Annotated in this window: 19 protein-coding genes; 6 read left to right on the forward strand and 13 right to left on the reverse strand. The window is 70.2% G+C overall.

Features of this window, described 5'->3' with window-relative positions; translation table 11 throughout:
* Positions 1-54 precede the first annotated feature (54 nt).
* The 3 genes from melA to OG589_RS02765 all read left to right on the forward strand — a co-directional run bounded on the left by melA (position 55) and on the right by OG589_RS02765 (position 4,214).
* Positions 55-1,383: an alpha-galactosidase gene (gene melA, locus OG589_RS02755; protein WP_405145842.1), complete on the forward strand. Its 1,329-nt coding sequence runs from the start codon at positions 55-57 to the stop codon at positions 1,381-1,383.
* Positions 1,383-2,189 (forward strand): DeoR/GlpR family DNA-binding transcription regulator, encoded by an 807-nt coding sequence (locus OG589_RS02760; RefSeq protein WP_405145844.1) that lies wholly within the window; start codon positions 1,383-1,385, stop codon positions 2,187-2,189. The genes melA and OG589_RS02760 overlap by 1 nt, the downstream gene beginning before the upstream one ends.
* 165 nt (positions 2,190-2,354) lie before the next feature.
* On the forward strand, positions 2,355-4,214 hold the full coding sequence (locus tag OG589_RS02765) for a DUF4832 domain-containing protein (protein ID WP_405145845.1): 1,860 nt from the start codon (positions 2,355-2,357) through the stop codon (positions 4,212-4,214).
* Between the two features lie 74 nt (positions 4,215-4,288).
* Here OG589_RS02765 and OG589_RS02770 read toward each other — a convergent pair whose 3' ends face one another.
* From OG589_RS02770 to OG589_RS02800, 7 genes are all read right to left on the reverse strand, one after another.
* Positions 4,289-5,713 (reverse strand): acyl-CoA carboxylase subunit beta, encoded by a 1,425-nt coding sequence (locus OG589_RS02770; RefSeq protein WP_405145847.1) that lies wholly within the window; start codon positions 5,711-5,713, stop codon positions 4,289-4,291.
* Positions 5,714-5,725: 12 nt separating this feature from the next.
* Positions 5,726-6,958 carry a beta-ketoacyl-ACP synthase II gene (gene fabF / locus OG589_RS02775; protein ID WP_405145849.1) on the reverse strand — a complete coding sequence of 411 codons (1,233 nt, stop codon included), beginning with the start codon at positions 6,956-6,958 and terminating at the stop codon, positions 5,726-5,728.
* Positions 6,959-7,032: 74 nt separating this feature from the next.
* Positions 7,033-7,272: an acyl carrier protein gene (locus OG589_RS02780; RefSeq protein WP_405145851.1), complete on the reverse strand. Its 240-nt coding sequence runs from the start codon at positions 7,270-7,272 to the stop codon at positions 7,033-7,035.
* Positions 7,273-7,342: 70 nt separating this feature from the next.
* Positions 7,343-8,290, reverse strand: coding sequence for a beta-ketoacyl-ACP synthase III (locus OG589_RS02785; RefSeq protein ID WP_405151943.1), 948 nt, complete (start codon positions 8,288-8,290; stop codon positions 7,343-7,345).
* 5 nt (positions 8,291-8,295) lie between these two features.
* Positions 8,296-9,222: an ACP S-malonyltransferase gene (locus tag OG589_RS02790; RefSeq protein ID WP_405151944.1), complete on the reverse strand. Its 927-nt coding sequence runs from the start codon at positions 9,220-9,222 to the stop codon at positions 8,296-8,298.
* Between the two features lie 117 nt (positions 9,223-9,339).
* A complete protein-coding gene (locus tag OG589_RS02795; RefSeq protein ID WP_363913383.1) occupies positions 9,340-10,449 on the reverse strand; it encodes a helix-turn-helix domain-containing protein in 1,110 nt (369 codons plus the stop codon).
* A gap of 180 nt (positions 10,450-10,629) precedes the next feature.
* A complete protein-coding gene (locus tag OG589_RS02800) occupies positions 10,630-12,096 on the reverse strand; it encodes a PLP-dependent aminotransferase family protein (protein ID WP_405145853.1) in 1,467 nt (488 codons plus the stop codon).
* Positions 12,097-12,224: 128 nt separating this feature from the next.
* Between OG589_RS02800 and OG589_RS02805 the strand changes: the two genes are divergently transcribed.
* Positions 12,225-12,827, forward strand: a complete 603-nt coding sequence (locus OG589_RS02805; RefSeq protein WP_405151945.1) for a disulfide bond formation protein DsbA — start codon at positions 12,225-12,227, stop codon at positions 12,825-12,827.
* 179 nt (positions 12,828-13,006) lie between these two features.
* Here OG589_RS02805 and OG589_RS02810 read toward each other — a convergent pair whose 3' ends face one another.
* The 4 genes from OG589_RS02810 to OG589_RS02825 form a co-directional block, all read right to left on the reverse strand.
* Positions 13,007-13,195, reverse strand: coding sequence for a hypothetical protein (locus OG589_RS02810; RefSeq protein WP_405145855.1), 189 nt, complete (start codon positions 13,193-13,195; stop codon positions 13,007-13,009).
* 226 nt (positions 13,196-13,421) lie between these two features.
* Entirely contained in the window at positions 13,422-13,874 is a 453-nt protein-coding gene (locus tag OG589_RS02815) for a DUF350 domain-containing protein (protein WP_405145857.1), read from the reverse strand.
* 37 nt (positions 13,875-13,911) lie between these two features.
* The gene (locus tag OG589_RS02820; RefSeq protein ID WP_405145859.1) at positions 13,912-15,066 is read right to left on the reverse strand and encodes a glutathionylspermidine synthase family protein; all 1,155 of its coding nucleotides are present in this window, start codon (positions 15,064-15,066) and stop codon (positions 13,912-13,914) included.
* 36 nt (positions 15,067-15,102) lie between these two features.
* Positions 15,103-15,543 (reverse strand): hypothetical protein, encoded by a 441-nt coding sequence (locus OG589_RS02825; protein WP_405145861.1) that lies wholly within the window; start codon positions 15,541-15,543, stop codon positions 15,103-15,105.
* 213 nt (positions 15,544-15,756) lie between these two features.
* On the opposite strand from OG589_RS02825, the gene OG589_RS02830 reads away from it, so the two are divergent.
* Together OG589_RS02830 and OG589_RS02835 are read left to right on the forward strand one after the other, a co-directional pair.
* Complete coding sequence (locus OG589_RS02830; RefSeq protein ID WP_405145863.1) at positions 15,757-16,779, forward strand: PHP domain-containing protein; 1,023 nt, start codon at positions 15,757-15,759, stop codon at positions 16,777-16,779.
* A gap of 66 nt (positions 16,780-16,845) precedes the next feature.
* Positions 16,846-17,415 (forward strand): helix-turn-helix transcriptional regulator, encoded by a 570-nt coding sequence (locus OG589_RS02835; protein ID WP_405145865.1) that lies wholly within the window; start codon positions 16,846-16,848, stop codon positions 17,413-17,415.
* A 106-nt stretch (positions 17,416-17,521) separates the two neighbouring features.
* On the opposite strand, the gene OG589_RS02840 is transcribed toward OG589_RS02835, so the two are convergent.
* Both OG589_RS02840 and aceE read right to left on the reverse strand, forming a co-directional pair.
* Complete coding sequence (locus tag OG589_RS02840) at positions 17,522-19,201, reverse strand: trypsin-like peptidase domain-containing protein (protein WP_405145867.1); 1,680 nt, start codon at positions 19,199-19,201, stop codon at positions 17,522-17,524.
* A gap of 130 nt (positions 19,202-19,331) precedes the next feature.
* Positions 19,332-22,088 (reverse strand): pyruvate dehydrogenase (acetyl-transferring), homodimeric type, encoded by a 2,757-nt coding sequence (aceE, locus tag OG589_RS02845; protein WP_405145869.1) that lies wholly within the window; start codon positions 22,086-22,088, stop codon positions 19,332-19,334.
* Positions 22,089-22,350 lie beyond the last annotated feature (262 nt).

The raw sequence follows: 22,350 nt of genomic DNA on the forward strand, positions 1-22,350 counted from the left end.
GACGTGCCTGAGGTCCTTTCCCAGGGGTAAGCTCCTGTCCTCAGGAGGTTTCGGATGGCAAAGGTCGTCATCACCGGGGCGGGCAACGTCGAGCTCACGCGCAAGATCCTTTCGGATCTGTTCTCGAGCGCCGAGCTCGGTGGCGCAATCCACATCGCGCTGCACGATGTGGATCCCGGGCGGCTGGCCACGGCTGAGGCGCTCGCCCGGCGCCTCGCCGGGGAGACAGGCTCCGGCGCGTCCGTCCAGGCGAGCGAGGGCCGGCGGTCGCTGCTCGACGGGGCGGATTTCGTCATCTGCCAGTTCGACGTCGGCGGGTACGACGCGGCGCTGCGCGACTTCGAGATCCCGCGCCGGTACGGCCTGCGGCAGACGGTGGGCGACACCATCGGCGTCGGCGGCATCTTCCGCGGCCTGCGGACGATCCCGGTGCTCGTCGGCCTCGCGGCGGACATGACCGAGCTGTGCCCGGACGCGTGGCTGCTGAACTACACCGATCCCATGGCGACGTTGTGCTGGGCGGTACACGCGGGCGCGCCGCTGCGCCGCGTCGCCGGGTTGTGCCACTCGGTCCGCGACACCCACGCGCTGCTGGCCGACCTCGTCGGCCGCGAGCTGGAGGAGATCACCTTCCGCACGGCCGGAGTGAACCACCAGGCCTTCGTGCTGCGCTTCGAAAGCGAAGGCCGCTCGCTCTACGCCGATCTCGACCTGCTGATGGAGGAGGACCTGGAGCTCCGTGGCCACGTCCGTAGCGAGATCTACCGTCGCTTCGGCTACTTCCCGACCGAGTCGAGCGAGCACGCCGCCGAGTACGTGTCATGGTTCCTCCCGCATGAGAACGAGGTCCGGCGGCTCGGCCTGCCGATCGACGAGTCCCTGCGGCGCAGGGCCAGGAAGCTCGACGCCTACGAGCGGCTCCGGAGCTCCCTGGCGTCCGGCGAGCCGCTCCTGGCCAGGTGGAAGCATTTCGAGATGGCTTCCGAGGTGATCCACTCGATGCTCACCGGAACGCCGCGTGAGGTGTACCTCACGCTGCCCAACGCCGGTCTGATCGACAACCTCCCCCAGGAGGCGTGCGTGGAGGTGCCTGCCCTGGTCGACGGCTCGGGGATCCATCCGGTCAGGGTCGGGCCGCTGCCCGTCCAGCTGGCCGCGCTGAACCGCACCTTCCTCAATGTGGTGGAGCTGACCGTGACCGCGGCCCTCGAGGAACGACGATCGGCGGTGTACCAGGCGGCCATGCTCGACCCCAACACCTCGGCCACCCTGCCCCTGGCAGCCATAGAGGAGCTGTGCGACGAGCTCATCGACGCGCACGAGGCGGTGTTGCCCGCGGGCATCGTGCACGACAGGCGCATCCCGTCCGGCAGGGCGGGCTGATGGGAGAGGCGGCCGCGGCGCCGGACATCGCCGCCGACGTCCGGCGCGAGCGAATCGTCTCCATGGTCATGGAGCACGAGTTCGTCCGCGTCACCGATCTGGCCGAGATATTCGGGGTCACGAGCGTCACGATCCGCGCCGACCTGGAGCTGCTCGACAAGCAGGGGGTCATCCGGCGCGTCCGGGGTGGCGCGATCCCCGTCAAGCCGTCCCGCTCCGCCGAGCCGTCCTTCGAGGACTCCCTCGGCAGCGCGGCGGTGGAGAAGACCCGCCTGGCCCGGCACGCGGCCGGCCTCGTGGCCAATGGGGAGAGCGTCGTCATCGACGCCGGCACCACCACGACCTTCCTCGCCCGTGCCCTGGTCGCCCGGGCCGACCTGACCGATGTCGTGGTCTTCACCAACAGCCTGCGCGTGGCCGTGGAGCTGGAGCCGGCCATACCCCGGATCTCGGTGCTGGTCACCGGTGGAACGTTACGGCCGGTCACCCACGCGCTCGTCGACCCTCTCGGTGCCCCCATGCTGGAGCGCATCCACGCGGACACGCTCTTCCTCGGCTGCCACGGCGTCCATCTCAAATCGGGCGTCACCGGGGTCAACCTTCTCGAGGCCGAGATGAAGCGCAGGATGATCAACGCGTCGCGGCGGCACGTCGTGCTGGCCGACTCCTCCAAGTTGGGCCGCACGGGGCTCGCCCCCGTCTGCGCCCTCTCCGAGGTGGATCTCCTGATCACAGGCCGGGAGGCCGACCCGGAGTTCGTCGCGGCCCTGTGCGAGAACGGCCCGCCCGTGGACCTCGTGGAGTAGCCGTCTTCGTTAACGAAGAGCGCTGTTTCGCATTGGCAAATTGGGTCTTGTGAAGGTTTGCGAAATCTGTTTCGATTTCAGGCAAGCCGATTCGGATCGTGCGCTCACACCTCCCTCAACCCCCTGGTGCGGCGGGTCTGTCGTGCCATACAGGAGGCTTTTCCAATGCGACGATGGCAAGGGGCATTCCTCGCCGTGCTGCTGGCCGCCGCGGGCGCTCTCGCGGCGACGGTGACCGGAGTCGGCGCGGCCGCGGCGAGCACCAGCTACACGGCGGACACCAGCGTCTTCGCCAACCCCGAGCGGGGTTTCCACCATCGGGTCGACATCGTCGGCCTGAGCGACGGCGACGTGTCGGCCGCCAGGAGTCAGAACATCACGCTGCTGCACAGCTACCTCCGGCTTGACTCCTACCGGTCGAGCCGGATCCCGCAGAGCGTGCTCGACGGTCTCGCGGCGGGGCTGGCCAAGGCCCGTGCCGGTGGTCTGAAGGTGATCATCCGGGTGGCCTACAACTGGGGGCCGTACCCCAACTCGGAGCCCGACGCCGACCGGGCCTGGATCACCCAGCACCTGGCCCAGCTCAAGCCAGTCTTCGCCGCCAACTCCGACGTGCTCGCCTTTTTCGAGGCCGGTTTCATCGGCGCGTGGGGCGAGTGGCACACCTCCACGCACGGTTACGACACCGACGTGAACGCCAAGCGGGACATCCTCAAGGAGATCCTCGCCGCCTACCCGGCCGACCGCCAGGTCTCGCTGCGCTACCCCAGCGACGTCCGGGCCATCGTGCCGCAGCTGACCGCCCCGGAGGCGGCCCGCGTCGGCAACCACCAGGACTGCTTCGCCGCCAGCGACCCCGACGACTGGGGGACGTGGGGGCGTGACGGGCACTCGCCCGCCGAGGACAAGCAGCTCATCGCGCAGCTCGGGCAGCGCCACGTCGTCGGTGGCGAGACGTGCAACGTGGACAGCCCGCGCGCCCACTGCGACACCGCGCTGAACGAGCTGTCGATGATGCACTTCTCCGATCTCAACATCGACTACGAGCCCGGCGTGATCGCCGGCTACCGGAACGAGGGCTGCTTCGACACCATCCAGCGCGGCCTCGGCTACCGCTTCCGACTGACCACGGGGAACCTCCCCGCGGGAGCCGCCCCGGGAGGCTCGCTGCCGCTCAGCCTCACGATCCACAACGACGGCTGGGCCACGCCGTACAACGACAGGCCGGTCTTCGCGGTGCTGGACGGCAGCGGTGGAATCTTCCCGATCCAGCTCTCCACCGATCCCAGGACCTGGAACTCGGGCGCCGACACGACGCTCAACCAGACCGTCACGGTCCCGTCCAACGTCCCCAAGGGCTCCTATCGGCTCGCGCTGTGGCTGCCGGACAAGGCGAGCGCCCTTCGATCCAATCCCGCCTACTCGATCCGCTTCGCCAACCAGAACGTGTGGGACGCGGCCAGGGGCTTCAACGTGCTGGGCACCGTGACCGTGGGAGGCGCCACCTCGACGCCCACGCCCACGCCGACCCCGACCCCGAGCCCCACGCCGACCCCGAGCCCCACGCCGACCGTGAACCGGCTGGTCGTGGACGACTACAACGGCACACCCGGCTACGGCACCCACGTCAACGACCTCGGCAAGTGGACGGGGGCCAACAGCTTCGTCAACGGCGAAGGCGCCGAATCGGGCGGAGCCCTCACCCTTCAGTACAACAACGCGGGCTGGTTCGGCAGCGACGTCAACACCTCGGTCGCCGGCCGCGCCTATCTGGTCCTGCGGATCAAGGGAGCGGCGGGCGGCGAGCAGAACGACTTCCAGCTCAGCGCCGGCGGTGCGACGAAGGTCTTCAAGGACTTCGTCCTGGACGGGGGAGGCCACCCGCAGGTCACCACGTCATACCAGGACATCAAGATCCCGCTTGCCGGCAACGGCATCAGCGCGTCGTCGCCCGGCCAGGTCTCCATGGGATTCTGGTACGGCCGCAGCGGCACGGTGACCATCGACCAGATCTCGTTCGAATAGGCATCTCCGCGGCACAAACGCGTTGAGGCCCCGTACCGGACGACGCCGGTGCGGGGCCTCACGGCTGAGCGGCTTCAGAGCGGGATGTTGCCGTGGGCTCCGCGTGCCGGGGTGGCCTGGGCGAGGACCTTGGCGATGGCGCCGCGGGTCTCGGCGGGCTTGATGACCTCGTCGACCACGCCGAGCTGGATGGCCCGGTCGAGGCCGCCCGCGACCTTCTCGTGCTCCTCGGCGAGCCGGGCCTCGAGGGCCGAGCGCTCGTCCTCGGGGGCGGCGGCGATCTCGCGGCGCTTGAGCACCCGCACCGCCGCGACCGCGCCCATGACGGCGACCTCGGCGGTCGGCCAGGCGAACACCTTGGTGGCGCCCAGGGACCGGGAGTTCATCGCGATGTACGCGCCGCCGTACGCCTTGCGGGTCACGAGCGTCACGCGCGGGACCGAGGCCTCGGCGAAGGCGTGCAGCAGCTTGGCGCCGCGCCGAACCACGCCGTCGTGCTCCTGCCCGACGCCGGGGAGGTAGCCGGGGACGTCCACCAGGACGACCAGCGGCACCCCGAAGGAGTCGCACATGCGCACGAACCGGGCGGCCTTCTCCGCGGAGATCGAGTCGAGGCAGCCGGCCAGCCGCATCGGGTTGTTGGCGATGATGCCGACCGTGCGCCCGCCGAGGCGGCCGAGCGTGGTGACGATGTTGGGCGCCCACTTGGGGTGCAGCTCGACACCCGGCTCGTCGAGCAGGCCGTTGACCAGCGGGTGCACGGAGTACGCCCGGCGGGCCTCCTCGGGCAGCAGGCCGGAGAAGTCGACGTCCTGGACCGAGTCGAGCCGGACGCGGCCCTGATGGCCGAGCAGCACGGCGAGGCGCCGGGCGTTCAGCAGGGCCTCGGTGTCGGTCTTGGTGACCACGTGGACCACGCCGCTGCGCTTGCTGTGCGGCTCGGGGCCGCCGAGGGCGGCCATGTCGATCTTCTCGCCGGTGACGCTGCGGACGACGTCCGGGCCGGTGACGAAGATGCGGCCCTGGTCGGACAGGATCACGAGGTCGGTCAGGGCGGGCCCGTACGCCGCCCCGCCCGCCGCCGGGCCGAGGACCACGGAGATCTGCGGCACCACGCCCGAGGCCCGGGTCATGGCGGCGAACACGCGGCCCACGGCGTGCAGGGACTCCACACCCTCGGCGAGGCGGGCGCCCCCGGAGTGCCACAGGCCGACGATCGGCACCCGCTCGCGGACTGCCACGTCGTAGGCGTGCACGATGTGCTCGCAGCCCTCGGAGCCCATCGCGCCCCCCTGGAGGCGGGCGTCGCTGGAGAAGGCCACCACCGGCACGCCCTCCACGCGGCCCATGGCGGCGAGCACACCGCTGCGGTCCTCGGGCGAGATCAGATGAATGGATCCCTCGTCGAACAGGGCTGAAAGACGTATCAGCGGGTCGCGAGGATCAGGAGCCTCCTTTTCGGAGGACGCGGACACCACCCCGTTGTCGAGCACAGTCACTGCCGCTCCAAATCAGACGCTGGCGAAGGCGACGGCGACGTTGTGGCCGCCGAACCCGAACGAGTTGTTGATCGCGGCGATCTGACCATCGGGGAGCTTGCGCGGCGTGTCGCGCACGATGTCGATCTCGACGCCGTCCTCCAGGTCGTCGACGTTGACGGTGGGGGGCACGACACGGTCGTGCAGCGCCTTGATCGTGAAGACGGACTCGATGCCGCCGGCCCCGCCGAGCAGGTGACCCGTCATCGACTTGGTCGCCGTCACGAGCGGGTGGTCGCCGATGATGTCCTGGATCGCCACGGCCTCCACGACGTCCCCCGCGGGAGTGGAAGTGGCGTGCGCGTTGACGTGCCAGATGTCGTTGCCGGTCAGCCCGGAGTCCGCAAGGACCCTTCGTGCCGCGCTTCTGAGGCCCGCGCCGGTGGGCTCGGGCTGGGCGATGTGGTGGGCGTCGCCGGAGTAGCCGACCCCGGCCACCTCGGCGTACACGCGGGCGCCTCGCGCGCGGGCGTGCTCCTCTGACTCGAGGACGACGATGCCCGCGCCCTCGCCGAGCACGAAGCCGTCGCGGCCCTTGTCCCAGGGCCGGGAGGCGTGCTCGGGGTCGTCGTTGCGCGTCGACATCGCGCGCATCGCCGCGAAGGAGCCGATGTTGAGCGGGTGGATGGCCGCCTCGGTGCCGCCCGCCACCACGACGTCCGCACGCCCGGTGCGGATCATCTCGGTGGCGTAGCCGATGGACTCGGCACCGGTGGCACAGGCGCTCACGGTGGCGTGGACGCCCGCGGTCGCGCCGAGCTCGATGCCGATCCACCCGGCCGAGCCGTTGGGCATCAGCATGGGGACGGTGAACGGCGAGAGCCGCTGCCAGCCCTTCTCCTTGAAGACGTCGTAGGCCGCCAGGATCGTGGTGATCCCGCCGATGCCACTGCCGACGACCACGCCGAGCCGGTCGGGCGCGACCTTCGGCGTGCCCGCGTCCTGCCAGGCCTCGCGCGCGGCGATCAGCGCGAACTGCTCGGCGCGGTCGAGGCGGCGCGACTCGGGCCTCGGGAGCACCTCGGTGGGGTCGACGGCGGCCCTGGCGGCGAACTTCACCGGCAGGAGGTCGACCCACTCCTCGGTGAGCGCGCGGACTCCCGACTGCCCGGCGAGGAGCGCCGACCAGGTCGAGGCGACGTCTCCACCGAGGGGCGTCGTCACGCCGAGCCCGGTGACGACGACACGTACCCGGTCTGTACTCACTTTGATGCGCTCCTTGTGATCGTCGCGAAGCAGGGGGGGCTCAGACGCCCGGACGGGCCGGACGCCTGAGGCGGTCAGTTCTGGATGAAGTTGACGACGTCCTTGACGGTCTTGAGGTGCTTGAGCTGGTCGTCGGGGATCTCCACGCCGAACTCGTCCTGCGCGGCGACGGCGATCTCGACCATCGAGAGGGAGTCGATGTCCAGGTCGTCCACGAAGTTCTTCTCGGGGGTGACCTCGGCAGCCGGGATGCCGGTGATCTCGTTGATGATCTTGCCGAGGCCCGCGAGGATTTCCTGCTCGGTCGCTGCCATGTCCTGATTTCTCCTTGGGATTGAGTTCTTCTTGCTGTGTACGGCGAGCCGTGCGGGCCTCCGTACAGGTCTAGGGGATCTCGACCACCTGGCCGGCGTAGGTCAGGCCGGCGCCGAAGCCGAGCAGCAGGGCGAGGTCGCCCGACTGGACCTCCCCGCGCTCGATCATGCGGCTCAGCGCCAGCGGGATCGACGCCGCGGAGGTGTTCCCCGCGAGCACGATGTCCTTGGCGATGACGGCCTTCTCGGCGCCGAGCTTGCGGGCGATGGCCTCGATGATGCGGAGGTTCGCCTGGTGGGGGACGAACGCCGCCAGCTCGGAGGGGTCCACCCCGGCACGCTCGCAGGCCTCCTTGGCCACCGGGTGAAGAGCCGTCGTTGCCCAGCGGAACACGGTCTGGCCTTCCTGGTGCAGGAAGGAGTCGCGGTCCTTGACGATGATCGCGTCGGACTTGTCGCCCGCGCTGCCCCAGACGACGGGGCCGATGCCCGGGGTGTCCGACGGCCCGACCACGGCGGCCCCCGCGCCGTCCGCGAAGATCACGCAGGTGGCCCTGTCGGTCCAGTCGACCCACTGGGAGAGCTTTTCGGTGCCGACGACCAGCACGTTGGTCGCGGACCCGGCCCGCACGGCGTCGCCCGCGGCGGCCAGGGCGTAGCAGAAGCCGGCGCAGGCGGCGTTGACGTCGAAGGCGCCGGGGGACTCGATGCCGAGACGGTGCGCGACGCGGGCGGCGGCGTTCGGGATCTGCGCCTCGAGGGTGCAGGTGGCGACGACGACCAGGTCGATCTCGCTCGCCGACAGCCCGCTCGCGGCCAGGGCCTTGCCGCCCGCCTGCACGGCGAGGTCGACGTCGGACTCCTCGGGCCCCGCGACCCGGCGCTCCTTGATGCCGACACGGCTCTGGATCCACGCGTCGTTGGTGTCGATGGTCTTGGCCAGGTCGTCGTTGGTGACGACCCCGGCCGGCTGGTAACCGCCGAACGCGAGCACCTTGGCGCCCGGGGCGCCCCGCATGATCCTCACTGGACGGTCTCCTTGCTGATCACGGCGCGGGCTGCCGCGAGGTCGTCGGGGGTCTTCAGGGGAACCGTCTCGACGCCGCGGAGCGCCCGCTTGGCGAGGCCGGTGAGCGTGCCACCGGGCAATAGCTCGATCATGGCGGTCACGCCGAGATCGGCCATCGTGGCCATGCAAAGGTCCCACCTGACCGGGCGGCCGACCTGGTCGATCAGCCGCCGGACGAACTCGGCGCCGGTGGCGACGGCCGTCCCGTCCGCGTTGGACAGCAGGGTCACGCCCGGGTCGCCCGGGGTGAGGGCGGCGGCCTCGGCGCGCAGGTGCTCGACCGCGGAGGCCATGTGGTGGGTGTGGAACGCTCCTGCGACCGAGAGCGGGATCAGCCGGGCGCGGGCCGGGGGGTCGGCCTTGAAGGCCGAAAGCTGGGCGGCCGTGCCGGCGGCGACGATCTGCCCGGCTCCGTTGATGTTGGCGGGAGTGAGGCCGTGACGCTCGATCGCGCCGAGCACCTCCTCCTCGGCGCCGCCGAGCACGGCGGTCATGCCGGTCTCGGTGACCGAGGCGGCCTTGGCCATCGCCTGGCCGCGCTCGCGCACCAGCGCGATGGCCTGCTCAGGGGTGAGCACTCCGGCGAGGGCCCCCGCGGTGAACTCGCCGACGCTGTGACCCGCGACCACGCCGGGAGCGCCGGAGCCCTCGCCGCCGAGCAGGACCTCGGCGACGGCGAGGCCGGCGGCTACGAGGAGTGGCTGCGCGACCGCGGTGTCCTTGATCTCATCGGCCTCGGCCGTGGTCCCGTAGGAGATCAGATCGAGGCCGGCGACATCCGACCACGCTGACAGCCGGTCACGCAGACCGGGGATCTCGAGCCACGGGGACAGGAAGCCTGGAGCCTGGGCACCTTGGCCGGGAGCGACGATGACGAGCACAAAATCCACCATGCCCTGTAGGAGTTCACCACACTGCTAATGATCCGTACGAACTTTGTCGGGGGGTTTTTGTAGGAAACCTCCAGTGGAGGTTTCCTGCCCGTTACCGAACCCCGGTTACGTTACGGTTGCCCGCGACAACCTGCCGAGGATCAGACCGACCTGCAACGTGAAGGCCGACCTGCCCTCGGTCGGCAGGTAACCGGTCAGCTCTGTGATCTTCTTCAAACGGTAACGCACGGTGTTCGGATGCACGAACAACAGACGCGCCGTGGCTTCCAAAGATGTGCCCTGCTCCAGGTAGGTCGCCAGTGTATCGAGCAGGGGCGTGCCCTCCAGGGGCTTGTAGACGTTCTCGATCAGCTGGGCCCGCGCGTCGTCGTCGCCGTCGATCGCCCGCTCGGCGAGCAGGTCCTCGGCGAGCACCGGCCGGGGCGCGTCGGGCCACCCCGTCGCCGCGCGCAGGCCCGCCGTGGCGGCCCTCGCCGAGCTGGCCGCCGCGTGCAGGTCGGGGACCTCCGGGCCGATGACGATCGGGCCCGGCCCGAAGCGCGGCACCACGTGCCTGGCGGCGTCCTTGATGCTGTCGGCGCCGCCCACGATGACGATGAGGCGGTCGCCCTGCACCCCGGCCAGCAGATCTTGCCCGAGGCGCCGGCCCTTGTCGCGCATGCCGTCGATGACCGTCTGGGGGTCGGCGTCCGGGGCGTGCCCGGCCAGCACGACCACGGGGGAGGACGTCCAGCCGAGCGCCGCGGCCCAGGAGTGCAGCCCGTCGTCCACCTCGCCGCGGACCAGCGCGTCCACGATGAGCGCCTCCAGGCGCGCGTCCCAGGCGCCGCGCACCTCGGCCTCGCGGGCGTAGACGTGCGCGGCGGCGAACGCCACGTCGCGGGTGTAGCGCAGCATCGCCTGGCGGAGCAGCTCCTCGCCGCCGGGCGCCGCGAGCTCCTGGACCTCGGCCTCCACGACCTCGACGACGACGCGCACGAGGTCCACCGTCTGCTGCAGGGACACCGAGCGCTTCAGCTCGCGGGGCGCGGTGCCGAAGATCTCGATGCTGGGGGTCGGCCTGCCCTCGTCGGCGTGCTGGAACCACTCGACGAACGCGGCGATGCCGGCCTGGGCCACGAGCCCGACCCAGGAGCGGTCTTCGGCCGACAGCGCGCGGTACCACGGCAGGCGGTCGTCCATCCGGGTCATCGCCGCGGTGCCGAGACTTCCCATCGCGCGTTCGAGGCGCCGCGCGGTGTCCTCACGTACCCGGTCGTTCACCCCCCTAGGGTGCCAGGTCAACGCGAGTGCGACAGCCGTACGGTGCGTGGTGGTGCTGTATATCACCCCGCGAGCGCGGACAGCTCGGATTTCTGTGACGCGCGGAGCGGTCGGGCGCCATGGCGAGTGAACTCAGCCGGTGCCCTGACCAGGGTCGGGGGAACGGGCGTTGTGTGTCTCTTGGAAGGAGCGGGCCAGGAGGCGGAGGCCTGCGGCGATGTTCTCGGTGTGGATGGTGCCGTAGCCGAGCACCAGGCCGGCCTGCGGCCGGTCGCCGACGCAGTAGCCTGCCAGGCTGTCGGTGGCGACGCCCAGGTCGCGCGCTCTGTTCAGGACGCGGGCCAGGTCGATGGACGCGCCGGGCTTGAGGCGGGCGCACAGGTGCAGGCCTGCGGCGGATGGCACGGGGTCGAGCCAGTCGGCGAAGTCGCTGCGAAGCGCGGTGACGATGCGTTCGTGCCGGGCGGCGTACACCCGGGTCGCCCGGCGGATGTGCCGCGGCAGCTCGCCGGTGTCGATGAAGCGGGTGAGCGCCGCCTGGACCGTGTACTCGCCGTGCCAGCTGGTGAGCTGCTGCGCGGCGCGCAACGCGGGCTGCAGCGAGGCCGGGGCGACCAGGAAGCCGAGCCGCAGCCTCGGCAGCAGCGTCTTGGAGAACGTGCCCACGTAGACCACTCGGCCGGTGCGGTCGAGGCTCTGCAGGGGCGCGAGGGGTCGGTCGGAGAAGCGGAACTCGCTGTCGTAGTCGTCTTCGACGATGACGGCGCCGCGGCGCGAGGCCCATTCGAGCAGCGCGGCGCGCCGGGCCAGCGACATCGGCGTACCTAGCGGGAACTGGTGTGACGGCGTGACGTACACCAGCCGCGCGGCGGCCGGGAGCGCGCTCACGTCCAAGCCCTCGTCGTCGACGGGCACCGGCACGACGCGGGCGCCGAGGGAGCGGAACAGCAGCCGCGCCGGCGGGTATCCGGGTTCCTCAACGGCCACGCACTCGCCCGGTTCGATCAGGACCCGCCCGACGAGGTCGAGGGCCTGCTGGGCGCCCTGCGTGACCAGCACGTCGTCGGGTCCCGCGCGGACGGAGCGGGAGACGCCGACGTACCGGGCGATGGCCTCGCGCAGGCCGGGGTGCCCGCCGGGCTGGTCGTAGCCGGCCGCCCTGATCGCCGAGTCGCGGAGTTCGCCGGCGATGAGGCGGCGCCAGGTGGCGAGCGGGAACAACGCGCCGTCGGGCGTACCGACCCGGAAGTCGTGGACCGGCGCCGGGACGGTGGGGGCCGGGGGAGGGACGGAGTCCCAGAACGGCCGGGGTCGCACGCCGCTGCCCGTCGGCGCGGCCCGGGGCCGGGCGCGGGTGAGCGGCTCGGTGCCCACGAAGGTCCCGGCGCCGACGCGGGCGACCAGGAAGCCCTCGGCCGTCAGGCGTTCGTACGCGACGGCCACCGTGTTGCGGGCCACCTGGAGACGGAGGGCGAGCTCCCTGGTGGGCGGCAAGCGCTCACCAGGTCGCAGCCGGCCGTCCAGGATCGCCTCGAGCAGCTCCCGGTAGATGCGGGAGGCGCGGTCGCCGGGGCCCGTCAGGCTCACGTGCAGGTCCACGACCAGACCCTATATTGGCCCATTCAAGATGTACAGAATTGGCGCTTCCATCAGCCAATCATCGCCAATAGCTTGATCTCGTAAGGGAGACATCGGACCGACGAGGAGTAACGGTGACCGTCGCCGACATGTGGTTTGACCCGAAATGCCCCTGGGCCTGGAACACCTCCCGCTGGCTGCTCGAGGTCGAGCGCGTACGCGACGTACAGGTGCGCTTCCACGTGCTTAGCCTGTGGCTGCTCAACGACGGCCGCGAAGGGCTGGAGGAGTGGTACGCGCGATGGCTCACAGACACGCTCGGCCCGGTCCGCGTCCTCATCGCCGCCGAGCAGAAGTATGGCACGCCGATCCTGCGGGACCTCTACACCGCGTTCGGCAACCGTATCCACCACGAGAAGGCGCCGATCGGCCGGGACCTGTATGTCGGCGCGCTGGCCGAGCACGGCCTGGACACCGAATTGGCCGACGCGGCCGACGTCACCGACTACGACGACGCTCTGCGCCTGAGCCACCATGCGGGCCTCGACCTGGTCGGCGACGATCTCGGTACCCCGGCCATCCACGTACCCGGCGCGGACGGGCGGCCCAACGCGTTCTTCGGCCCGGTGGTGAGCCCCGTGCCACGCGGCGAGGTGGCGGGCCGGCTCTGGGACGGCGTCCTGCTGGTCTCGGCCACGCCCGGGTTCTTCGAGCTCAAGCGTTCCCGCACCGTATCCCCCCGTGTCGGCTGAGCGGAGTAACCCATGTCACGGATCGTCCCGCCCGCCGGGCCGCCTCGCGTCCTGGCTCTGGCCCAGTTGGCGAACTCGCTCGGCGCGTCGATCGAGTCGGCACGGCTGAACTTCATCAACGAGACTCGTCGGCGGCTCGTCCTCTTGGGATGCCGGGGCGTTTACATGTCAAGTACATGTCAAGCGAGCTCGACCCCTACGAGCCCTTCCGGGAGCCCTTGCTCGATCGCTCGGACCATCGCGGCGTGGAGCCATTCTCCGTTCCCGACGACGATCGCGAGCGGGGAACCTGTGACCGTGTACCACTCCTCGGCTCCGGTGTACTGCACCCGCACCCCAGCCTGGTCGCCGCGGACCTCGGTTGTCACGGTCAGATCCCCAGTCACCACCCCCACCTCGTTGGTCATGACACCTCCGGGCCCGGCCACAACCTTCGACTCTCGTCGTTCCATCACGGGTGGATTGGTTCCCCGACACAGGTATCAAGCATCTCGTCGAGAGCTTTGTTCTCCGCCTGGTGATGGACAGCGTGTAGTGGTTTTGACGTCGATCCACGCTCGGGCGTATGTGCACCTGGCCCCGGACTGCCAGTCGTCAAGGCATCACCGCGACTGCGGTGATCAGCCCGATCGCGAGGTGGGTCACGGCGAGCAGGACGGCGCCCGGCTGGAGTGTGGGCTCGCCCACGAGCCGGCGTACGGAGATGCCCGCGACGCGGTCGAAGAGCAGCATCCCGAGGGTCTGCACGGCGATGCCCACCACCCCGAACACCAGCGTGGCGAGCAGGCCCTCCTGAAGCACCCCGCCGGAGGACCAGATGGAGGCCGCGACGATGAGCCCGACGGCCGCGAGGCCCGAGGCGGTGAGCAGCGTGGCGTTGGGGTTGCGGTCGGTCTGGATGAGCTTGCCGAGCCGGCCGGGGGTGGCCATGTCGATCACATAGAAGCCGGCGACGAGCAGCAGGACGCCCAGCACCGCGTACGCGAGGATGGCGAGAGCCCCTCGTCCGAGCGCCTCTCCCAGCGGGCCGGCGAGCGCGATGGTCATGTGTTTCTCCTAGCACGTACGGGGGGTGGGCACCGGCTCAGGGGATGATGCGGTGGGGGACGAAGGAGGAGGAGTCATCGGTGATCAGGCCAGAGGTCTCCCGGATGCCGAGCCCCGCGGCCTCGTCCCCGACGATCCACGCGCCGAGCACCGGGCGCCAGCCGTCGAAGTCCGGAAGCGCGCGGAACTCCTGGTAGACGTAGCCCTCGGCGCCGTAGCCGCCCTCGGTGCTCTGGGTGGCCTCGGGCGTCACGATGCGCATGCTCGCGCCCTCCCTGCCGAGCAGCGGCTTCTCGATGTGGGCGGGCAGGTCGCGGGGGCCGTCGAGGTAGGCGGGGAGCAGGTTCGGGTGGCCGGGGTACATCTCCCACAGCACCGCGAGCAGCGCCTTGTTGGAGAGCAGCATCTTCCATAGAGGCTCGATCCAGGTCATGGAGATCTGCTGACTCACCGCCCGCGGCCCGAACGGGTCGGCGACCGCCCACTCCCACGGGTAGAGCTTGCAGAGCGTGCGGATGACCCGCTGTTCCATGTCGACGAACCGCAGGCCGCGGGGGTCCCACCCGATGTCCTCCATGGCGACGGCGACGGTGTGCAGGCCCGCCTGCTCGGCGGTCTCCTGCAGATACCCGAGCGTCATCACCTCTTCGCCGGTCTCGTCCATGTTCGTCCAGGCGAAGTGCGCCGGGCCGGTCTGGAGCGGAAGCTCCTTCCACCGGTCGACCAGGCGTTCGTGAAGGGAGTTCCACTGGTCGCCGTCCGGGTGGACGTCCTTGAGCCAGAACCACTGGACCAGCGAGCTCTCGACGAGGCTGGTCGGGGTGTCGGCGTTGTACTCGAGCAGCTTGGCGGGCCCGGTCCCGTCGTAGCGCAGGTCGAAGCGGCCGTACACATGCGGGTCGCGGCGCCGCCATGACGCCTCCACGTCCGGCACGGCCCACTCGGGGATGGCGAAGTCGCGGAAGCGGCCGTGGGCGATCACGTGCCCGACCGCTTCCAGGCACATGCCGTGCAGCTCCTCGACCTGGCTCTCCAGGTCGAGCACCTCCCGCATGGTGAAGGTGTAGTGCACGCTCTCGTCCCAGTAGGGGCGGGCCAGGTGCACCGGGTGCGCGGAGCGGTGGTAGGCGAGCCCCTGCGACTCGATGATCTCTTCCCAGCCGTCCCGGGGCGTGGACGCCTCCCGCCGCACGTCAGCCCCTTCCCCGGCCGTGCCGCCGCCGGGGGCTCAACTTCCGCCCGACCCTCTGCCGCCGAAGCCGCCCCGCTGGATGACCGTGCCCGAACGGGCGCTGATGTGCGCGTTCGACGGCCGGATGGTCGTTCCGCGAAGCACCCGGCCGGCCGTGCGGGCGCCCCCGTAGTACCAGCCGTAGGCGCCGTGCGAGCCTCGGTAGCCGTCGTCGTCGCACCTGTCGTCGCCCACGACCTGGTACGACCCGTCGGCCTGGCGGCTGTTGAGGTCCACGCAGTCGGCGGTGACCCGCTCGGCGAAGGTGTCCTGCGCGGCGCAGAAGCCGACGACCAGGGTGGAGAGCAATCCCATGGTCCCGAGCGTGATCGCGCTGGACGACCATCCCTTGCCCTTGCCCGGCGGCTTGCCCTGCTGGGGCGCCCCCTGTGCCAGAGGGTGGGGTGGCAGTACACGCTCTGGCTCGGGGTTTGCCATCGAATTCCATCTCTCGAAAAGTCAGCACAGCGTACCGTTTGGACCGATCAACGGGAACATCGGCATCAAAGGTTCCAAAAAGCGGGATATCCAATGTCGTAAATAATCTTGGCAACAGTGAGTCGGCATCCTGGCAGGTGGGAGCGGCCGTCCGGCGGGGCGGCGAGATCGGTGCCCGGGAGAATGTCACCCCCGCCGGGTAGATTCGCGGTTGTGGAACCGGTCGAAGCGCTGAAGAGGATCGCCTTTCTCCTTGAGCGGGCGGGCGAGCCGACCTACCGGGTGCGCGCCTTCCGCGGCGCCGCGTCCACCGTCGAGGGCATCTCGCGCGACGAGCTCGTACGGCTCGCGCGGTCGGGGGGCCTGTCCGACCTGAAGGGCATCGGCAAGGTCACCGCCCTGGCGATCACCGAGGCGCTGGACGGCGCGACCCCCACCTACCTGCGCCGCCTGGAGGACACCGCGGGCCTCGACCTCGACGAGGAGACCGCCGCCCTGCGCGCCGCGCTCAAGGGCGACCTGCACAGCCATTCCGACTGGTCGGACGGCGGTTCGCCCATCGAGGAGATGGCCGCGGCGGCTCGCGACCTCGGCCACGACTACCTCGCCATGACCGACCACTCGCCGCGCCTGACCGTGGCCCGCGGCCTGTCCCCGGCCCGGCTGCGCGAGCAGCTCGACGTCATCGCCGGGCTGAACGAGAAGCTGGCGCCGTTCCGGATCCTGACCGGCATCGAGGTGGACATCCTGCAGGACGGCTCGCTCGACCAGGAGCCCGAGCTCCTCGACCGGCTGGACGTGGTGGTCGCCAGCGTGCACTCCAAGCTGAGGATGGACGCCGGCGACATGACCCGCAGGATGGTCACGGCCGTCGCCGACCCGCGGGTGGACGTGCTCGGCCACTGCACGGGCCGCATCGTCCGGGCCGGCGGCCGGCGAGGCGGGCTCAGGCCCGAGTCGGCGTTCGACGCCGAGCTCGTCTTCGAGGCGTGCAGGCGGTTCGGGGTCGCGGTCGAGATCAACTCCCGTCCCGACCGGCTCGACCCGCCCAAGCGGCTGCTGCGGCTGGCGTACGAGATGGGGTGCCTGTTCTCGATCGACTCCGACGCGCACGCTCCCGGCCAGCTCGAATGGCAGCACTTCGGATGCGCGCGGGCCGCGCAGTGCGGCGTCGAGGCCGAGCGCGTGGTCGACACCTGGCCCCTCGGCGACCTGCTGGCCTGGACCACCGCATAGCCGCGTCGAGGACGGATCGCCATGCGAGACGAGCCGAATGTCGGTGCCCCGGCGTAGGTTCGGGATGTGAACCGTACCGATCGGCTCAACGCTCTGGTCCAGGAGCTGCGCGCGATCTCCCCCCGGTGCCGGTCCGCACGCGAGCTGAGCGCGCGGTTAGGGGTGAGCGTCCGCACCGTCGAGCGCGACATCTCGGCCCTCCAGCAGGCGGGCGTGCCCATCCGCGCCGAGGCGGGCGAGCGCGGGGGCTATGCCATCGACTCCTCCGGCGCGATTCCCCCACTCGACCTCATCCCCGCCGAGACCGGCACCGAGGCAGCCCTGGACGCGCGGGCCGCGGTCGCCCGGGTGATCGAGGAGGCCCTGCGAGACCGGCGGGTGCTGCGCATCGTTTACGAAGACCGCTCGGGCGCCACCACCGAGCGCGATGTCGAGCCCGGCGTGTTCATCGGCGGGCGCGGCGGCTTCTGGTACCTGGTGGCGTGGTGCCGGCTCAGGGAGGACGTCCGGGTGTTCCGGCTCGACCGCGTCGCCGCCGCCGCGCTCACCGGCGAGTCGGCCAGGGCCAGGCGCCGGCTGGAGGAGTACGCCCCGGACATCCCCGACCTGATCGCCCGCGACTCCGCCCTCGGCTGACGCCCCAGGCCGCTCCTGCGCGGGTTCGGGCACTCGGGCACCCCGAAGCCTGCCAGTACAGGTAGAAGGCCCGCCACGTGGTCGTGTGGCGGGCCCTGGACGGTGGTCACTGGCCGGGCGGCCGGTTCCCGAGCTGGCGGCGGAGCTGGGCCAGCTCACGCTCCAGATCGGCGATCTGCGGCTGCGGGCCGTGCTGCTCCTGCGGGGCGTGCTGGGGCGGGTAGCCCCCGTTGGGCTGCGGCGGCTGGTAGCCCTGCGGCGCGCCACCGGGCTGGCCGTACGGGAGCGCGGCCTGCTGCTGGGCCCACGGCGGCGGGGGGACGGCGCCCCCGTACCCCTGCTGGGCCGGGAAGGACGACGCGGGCGCCGCCTGCCTGCGGCGGCGGCCGAGCGAGGTCACCAGCACCACGACGATGACGAGGCCGATGACCACGCCTCCGCCGATCAGGAGCCACGGCAGGATCGACGACGGGGTCTCGTCCTTGCCCGAGGAGATCGCCTGCTGGGTGTCGCTGATGTACTTGGCGACGTAGGGGTGGTTGGGGAAGAGCGCCTGCACCTCGCGGAACTTCGGCAGCGCCTGCGAGTAGTAGTGCCGGAAGTAGTCGTCGAGCGCCTCGTTGTACCGGGTGGAGGTCAGCGCCTGCGACGGCTTGACGTTCTTCTCGTTGAGCTTCTCCTTGATGATGCTCACCGGCAGGACGAACGTTTGGGTCTCGGTGTTCTCGCCGCCGTCGGTCACCGAGCCGGCGATCAGCATGCCGACGACCTTGCCGCCCTTGCTGAAGACCGGGCCTCCGGAGTTGCCGTGGTAGGCCGGGGCCTGGGTCTGGATGTACGGCACGCCGGTCTGGGTCGCGCGCTTGGCGTTGTACGGGCCCTCGGTCAGGGCCGGGTCCAGCTTGGACTCCAGGCTGAAGAACGGGGTGTTGGTCACCAGGCCGGGGAAGCCGCTGATGTAAAGCGTGTCACCGGTCTGCACGTCCGCGTCGTCGCCCAGGGGCACGGTCGGCAGGTTCTGCTGGCCGTTGACCTTGAGCAGGGCGAAGTCCTTGCCGGGGTAGCTCTCGCCGACCGACACCAGTTCGGCGGGCACGGGCTTGGCCGTCTTGTCGACGCCGCCGCCGGGCAGGCTCTGCAGGACCGCGAGGTTCTTCTGCAGCCCCTGGATACTCAGGTGGGTGCCGTTGAAGGTGACGAAGATCTGCGTCGCCAGCTTCACGATCTCCTCGTCGGTCTGGAGATCGCCCAGATCGCGTACCACCGATTCGGCGTCCGCTTTGTTGAACTTCCCGAGCGCCTGCTGGGCGAAGAGCTGGCTGAGCTCCTCGTCGCCGGTCTCGACGCAGTGGGCGCCGGTCACCATGTACCCGTCCGGCGTCACCCACCAGCCGGTGCACAGCCCGCCGACCTCGGCGTCCACGGACCGGTTGGGGCCCGCGGAGCGAAGGTAGGCGTTGGGGTTCGCGGCCATGTGCTGGAGGACGTACTTCCAGATGCTGCGCTCGTCCTGAGCGATCTTGCCGGAGAGCGCGGCGGCGGCGGCCTGCTGGGCCAGTGCCTGGAGCGCCGACTGCTTGACCTCGGGAGTGGGGACGACCACCTGACCGCTGTAGGTCAGGCTGGTCAGCTGGACCGCGGGGTTGGCCTGGGCGGCCAGCCGGGTGCCCACGGGCACGTTGGGTTCGCCATCGGCCGTGGCGGGCGCGGCCACGGCCGTCATGCTCATGGCGATCGACGCCGAGGCGGCGACCATCGTGAGCCTTTTCCTGATATTTCCGTTCACGCTGGCCATCGTGGGACACGCGGCTTGTCCATGGCTTGTGACTGACTTGGCGAGCGGCTCCAGTGGGCTTGGGCGCGAAACAGGCCCCCGCGCGATGCTCGCGCGAGGGCCTGCCGTCGGCCAGGGGAGGTCAGACTCCCATGGACTGCGTCTCGTTGCTCTCCGGGGTCGGCTGCGCGACGACCTCGGTGACGCCGTTCTTCAGGTGGTAGCGCGAGATGGCCTCGCGCAGGGTCTCCTGCTTGACCTCGCCGCGCTTGGCCAGCTCGGTGAGCACGGCCAGGGTGATCGACGCGGCGTCCACGTGGAAGTGGCGGCGCAGCGCCGAGCGGGTGTCCGACAGGCCGAAGCCGTCGGTGCCGAGGGACGCCCAGTCGCCGGGCACCCACCGCGCGATCTGGTCGGGCACGGCCCGCATGTAGTCGCTGACGCCCACGAACGGACCGGGGACGTCGGTCAGCACCTGAGTGACGTAAGGCACGCGCTGCTCGGACTCGGGGTTGAGCAGGTTGTGCTCCTCGCAGTCGAGCGCGTCCCTGCGAAGCTCGGTCCACGAGGGCGCCGACCACACCTCGGCCGCCACGCCCCACTCCTCGGCGAGCAGGCGCTGTGCCTCGAGGGCCCAGCGACCGGCCACGCCGGAGGCGAGGATGTTCGCCCGGGGACCCTCGATGTCGGGGGCCTCCGCGAACCGGTAGAGACCCTTGAGCACCCCTTCGACGTCGAGGTTCTCGGGCTCGGCCGGCTGCGGGTAGGGCTCGTTGTAGACGGTGAGGTAGTAGAAGATGTCCTCGGGCTGCTCGCCGTACATGCGCCGCAGGCCGTCCTGGACGATGTGCGCGATCTCGAAGGCCCACGCCGGGTCGTACGACACGGCGGCGGGGTTCGTCGAGGCGATCAGCGGCGTGTGGCCGTCCTCGTGCTGGAGGCCCTCGCCGTTGAGCGTGGTGCGCCCGGCCGTCGCCCCCAGCAGGAAGCCGCGGCCCATCTGGTCGCCGAGCTGCCACATCTGGTCGGCGGTGCGCTGGAACCCGAACATCGAGTAGAAGATGTAGACCGGGATCATGTGCTGGCCGTGCGTGGCGTACGCCGACCCCGCGGCGATCACCGAGCCCATGGAGCCGGACTCGCTGATCCCCTCGTGCAGGATCTGGCCCTCGACCGACTCCTTGTAGGACAGCAGCAGGTTGCGGTCGACCGCGTCGTACGTCTGCCCGTGCGGGGAGTAGATCTTGGCGGTCGGGAACATCGCGTCGACGCCGAAGGTGCGGGCCTCGTCCGGGATGACCGGCACGAACCTGGCGCCGATCTCCTTGTCGCGCATGAGGTCCTTGAGCAGGCGGACGAACGCCATGGTCGTGGCGACGTTCTGCTTGCCCGAGCCCTTCTTCAGGTCGGCGTAGACCTTGTCGCCGGGGAGCTTCAGCGGCTTGGCACGCGTGACGCGCTTCGGCAGGAAGCCGCCGAGCGCCGCGCGGCGCTCGCGCATGTACGCGATCTCCTCGTCGTTCTCGCCCGGGTGGAAGTACGGGGGCAGGTCGCCCTCGAGGTCCTTGTCGGGGATCGGGAGGTAGAGCCGGTCGCGGAACTCCTTGAGCTCGGCCTTGCTCATCTTCTTCATCTGGTGCGTGGCGTTGCGCGCCTCGAAGTCCTTGCCGAGGGTCCATCCCTTGATGGTCTGGGCGAGGATGACCGTGGGCTGGCCGACATGCTCGCGTGCCGCCTTGAACGCCGCGTACACCTTGCGGTAGTCGTGGCCGCCGCGCGACAGCTTGCGGATGTCGTCGTCGGACAGGTGCTCGACCATCTTGCGCAGCCGCGGGTCGTCTCCGAAGAAGTGCTCCCGGATGTACTCACCGGACTCGACGGAGTAGGTCTGGAACTGCCCGTCGGGGGTGGTGTTCATCTTGTTGACGAGCACGCCGTCGACGTCGGCGGCGAGGAGCTGGTCCCACTCGCGGCCCCAGACCACCTTGATGACGTTCCAGCCGGCGCCGCGGAAGTACGACTCCAGCTCCTGGATGATCTTGCCGTTGCCGCGCACCGGCCCGTCGAGCCGCTGCAGGTTGCAGTTGATCACGAAGGTGAGGTTGTCGAGCTCCTCGCGGGAGGCGAGGCCGATCGCGCCCAGCGACTCGGGCTCGTCCATCTCACCGTCGCCGAGGAAGCACCAGACGTGGCTGCGGCTGGTGTCCTTGACCTTGCGGTTGAGCAGGTAGCGGTTGAACCGCGCCTGGTAGATCGCGCCGATCGCCCCGAGGCCCATGGAGACCGTGGGGAACTCCCAGAAGTCGGGCATCAGGCGCGGGTGCGGGTAAGAGGGCAGGCCCTTGAAGCCGTGGGACAGCTCCTGGCGGAAGGCGTCGAGCTGCGACTCGTTCAGGCGGCCTTCCAGGAACGCCCGGGCGTAGATGCCGGGGGCGGCATGGCCCTGGATGAAGATCTGGTCGCCCGACTCGCCGTGGTCCTTGCCGCGGAAGAAGTGGTTGAAGCCCACTTCGTACAGCGACGCGGCGGAGGCGTAGGTGGCGATGTGGCCACCGACGTTGGTGCGGGCGTTGGCCCGCGTCACCATCACCGCGGCGTTCCACCGGGTGTACGCCCTGATGCGCCGTTCGACGTACTCGTCGCCCGGGAACCACGGCTCGCGCTCCGGCGGGATGGTGTTGATGTAGTCGGTGCTCCGCAGCCCGGGCACCCCCACCTGATGCTCTCTCGCCCGCTCTAGCAGGCGCAGCATCAGATAACGGGCTCGGCTACGACCCTCCGTCTTCACGACGGTGTCAAGCGACTCGAGCCACTCCTGGGTCTCGCTGGGGTCGACATCAGGCAGCTGGCTGGGTAGGCCGTCGCTGATGATCGAGAAACGCTGGCGTCCGGAAGCCACTGGGTCTCGCCTTCCGAGGATGGACTGGTAAGCCTCTTCTTCGAATGTCTAGGTCGTCTTCCATCCTGGCCGCTTACACCGGAAAGTGCATCTCTACCGTCCGGTAACCAAGATGTCCCTGCTGGCAGGGGCACAGCTGTGGCCTAGACCACCGATGGTAGGACGATTCTCCCAGCAAGCAACAATTGGCACAAAACCGGGGGTTCGTCCCTGCCCCGAACTGGGGGGTTGTCAGGGTACCTTCCACCACTGCCTCCCCAGC

It is taken from the genome of Sphaerisporangium sp. NBC_01403, assembly GCF_045040145.1.
Taxonomy (GTDB): domain Bacteria; phylum Actinomycetota; class Actinomycetes; order Streptosporangiales; family Streptosporangiaceae; genus Sphaerisporangium; species Sphaerisporangium viridialbum.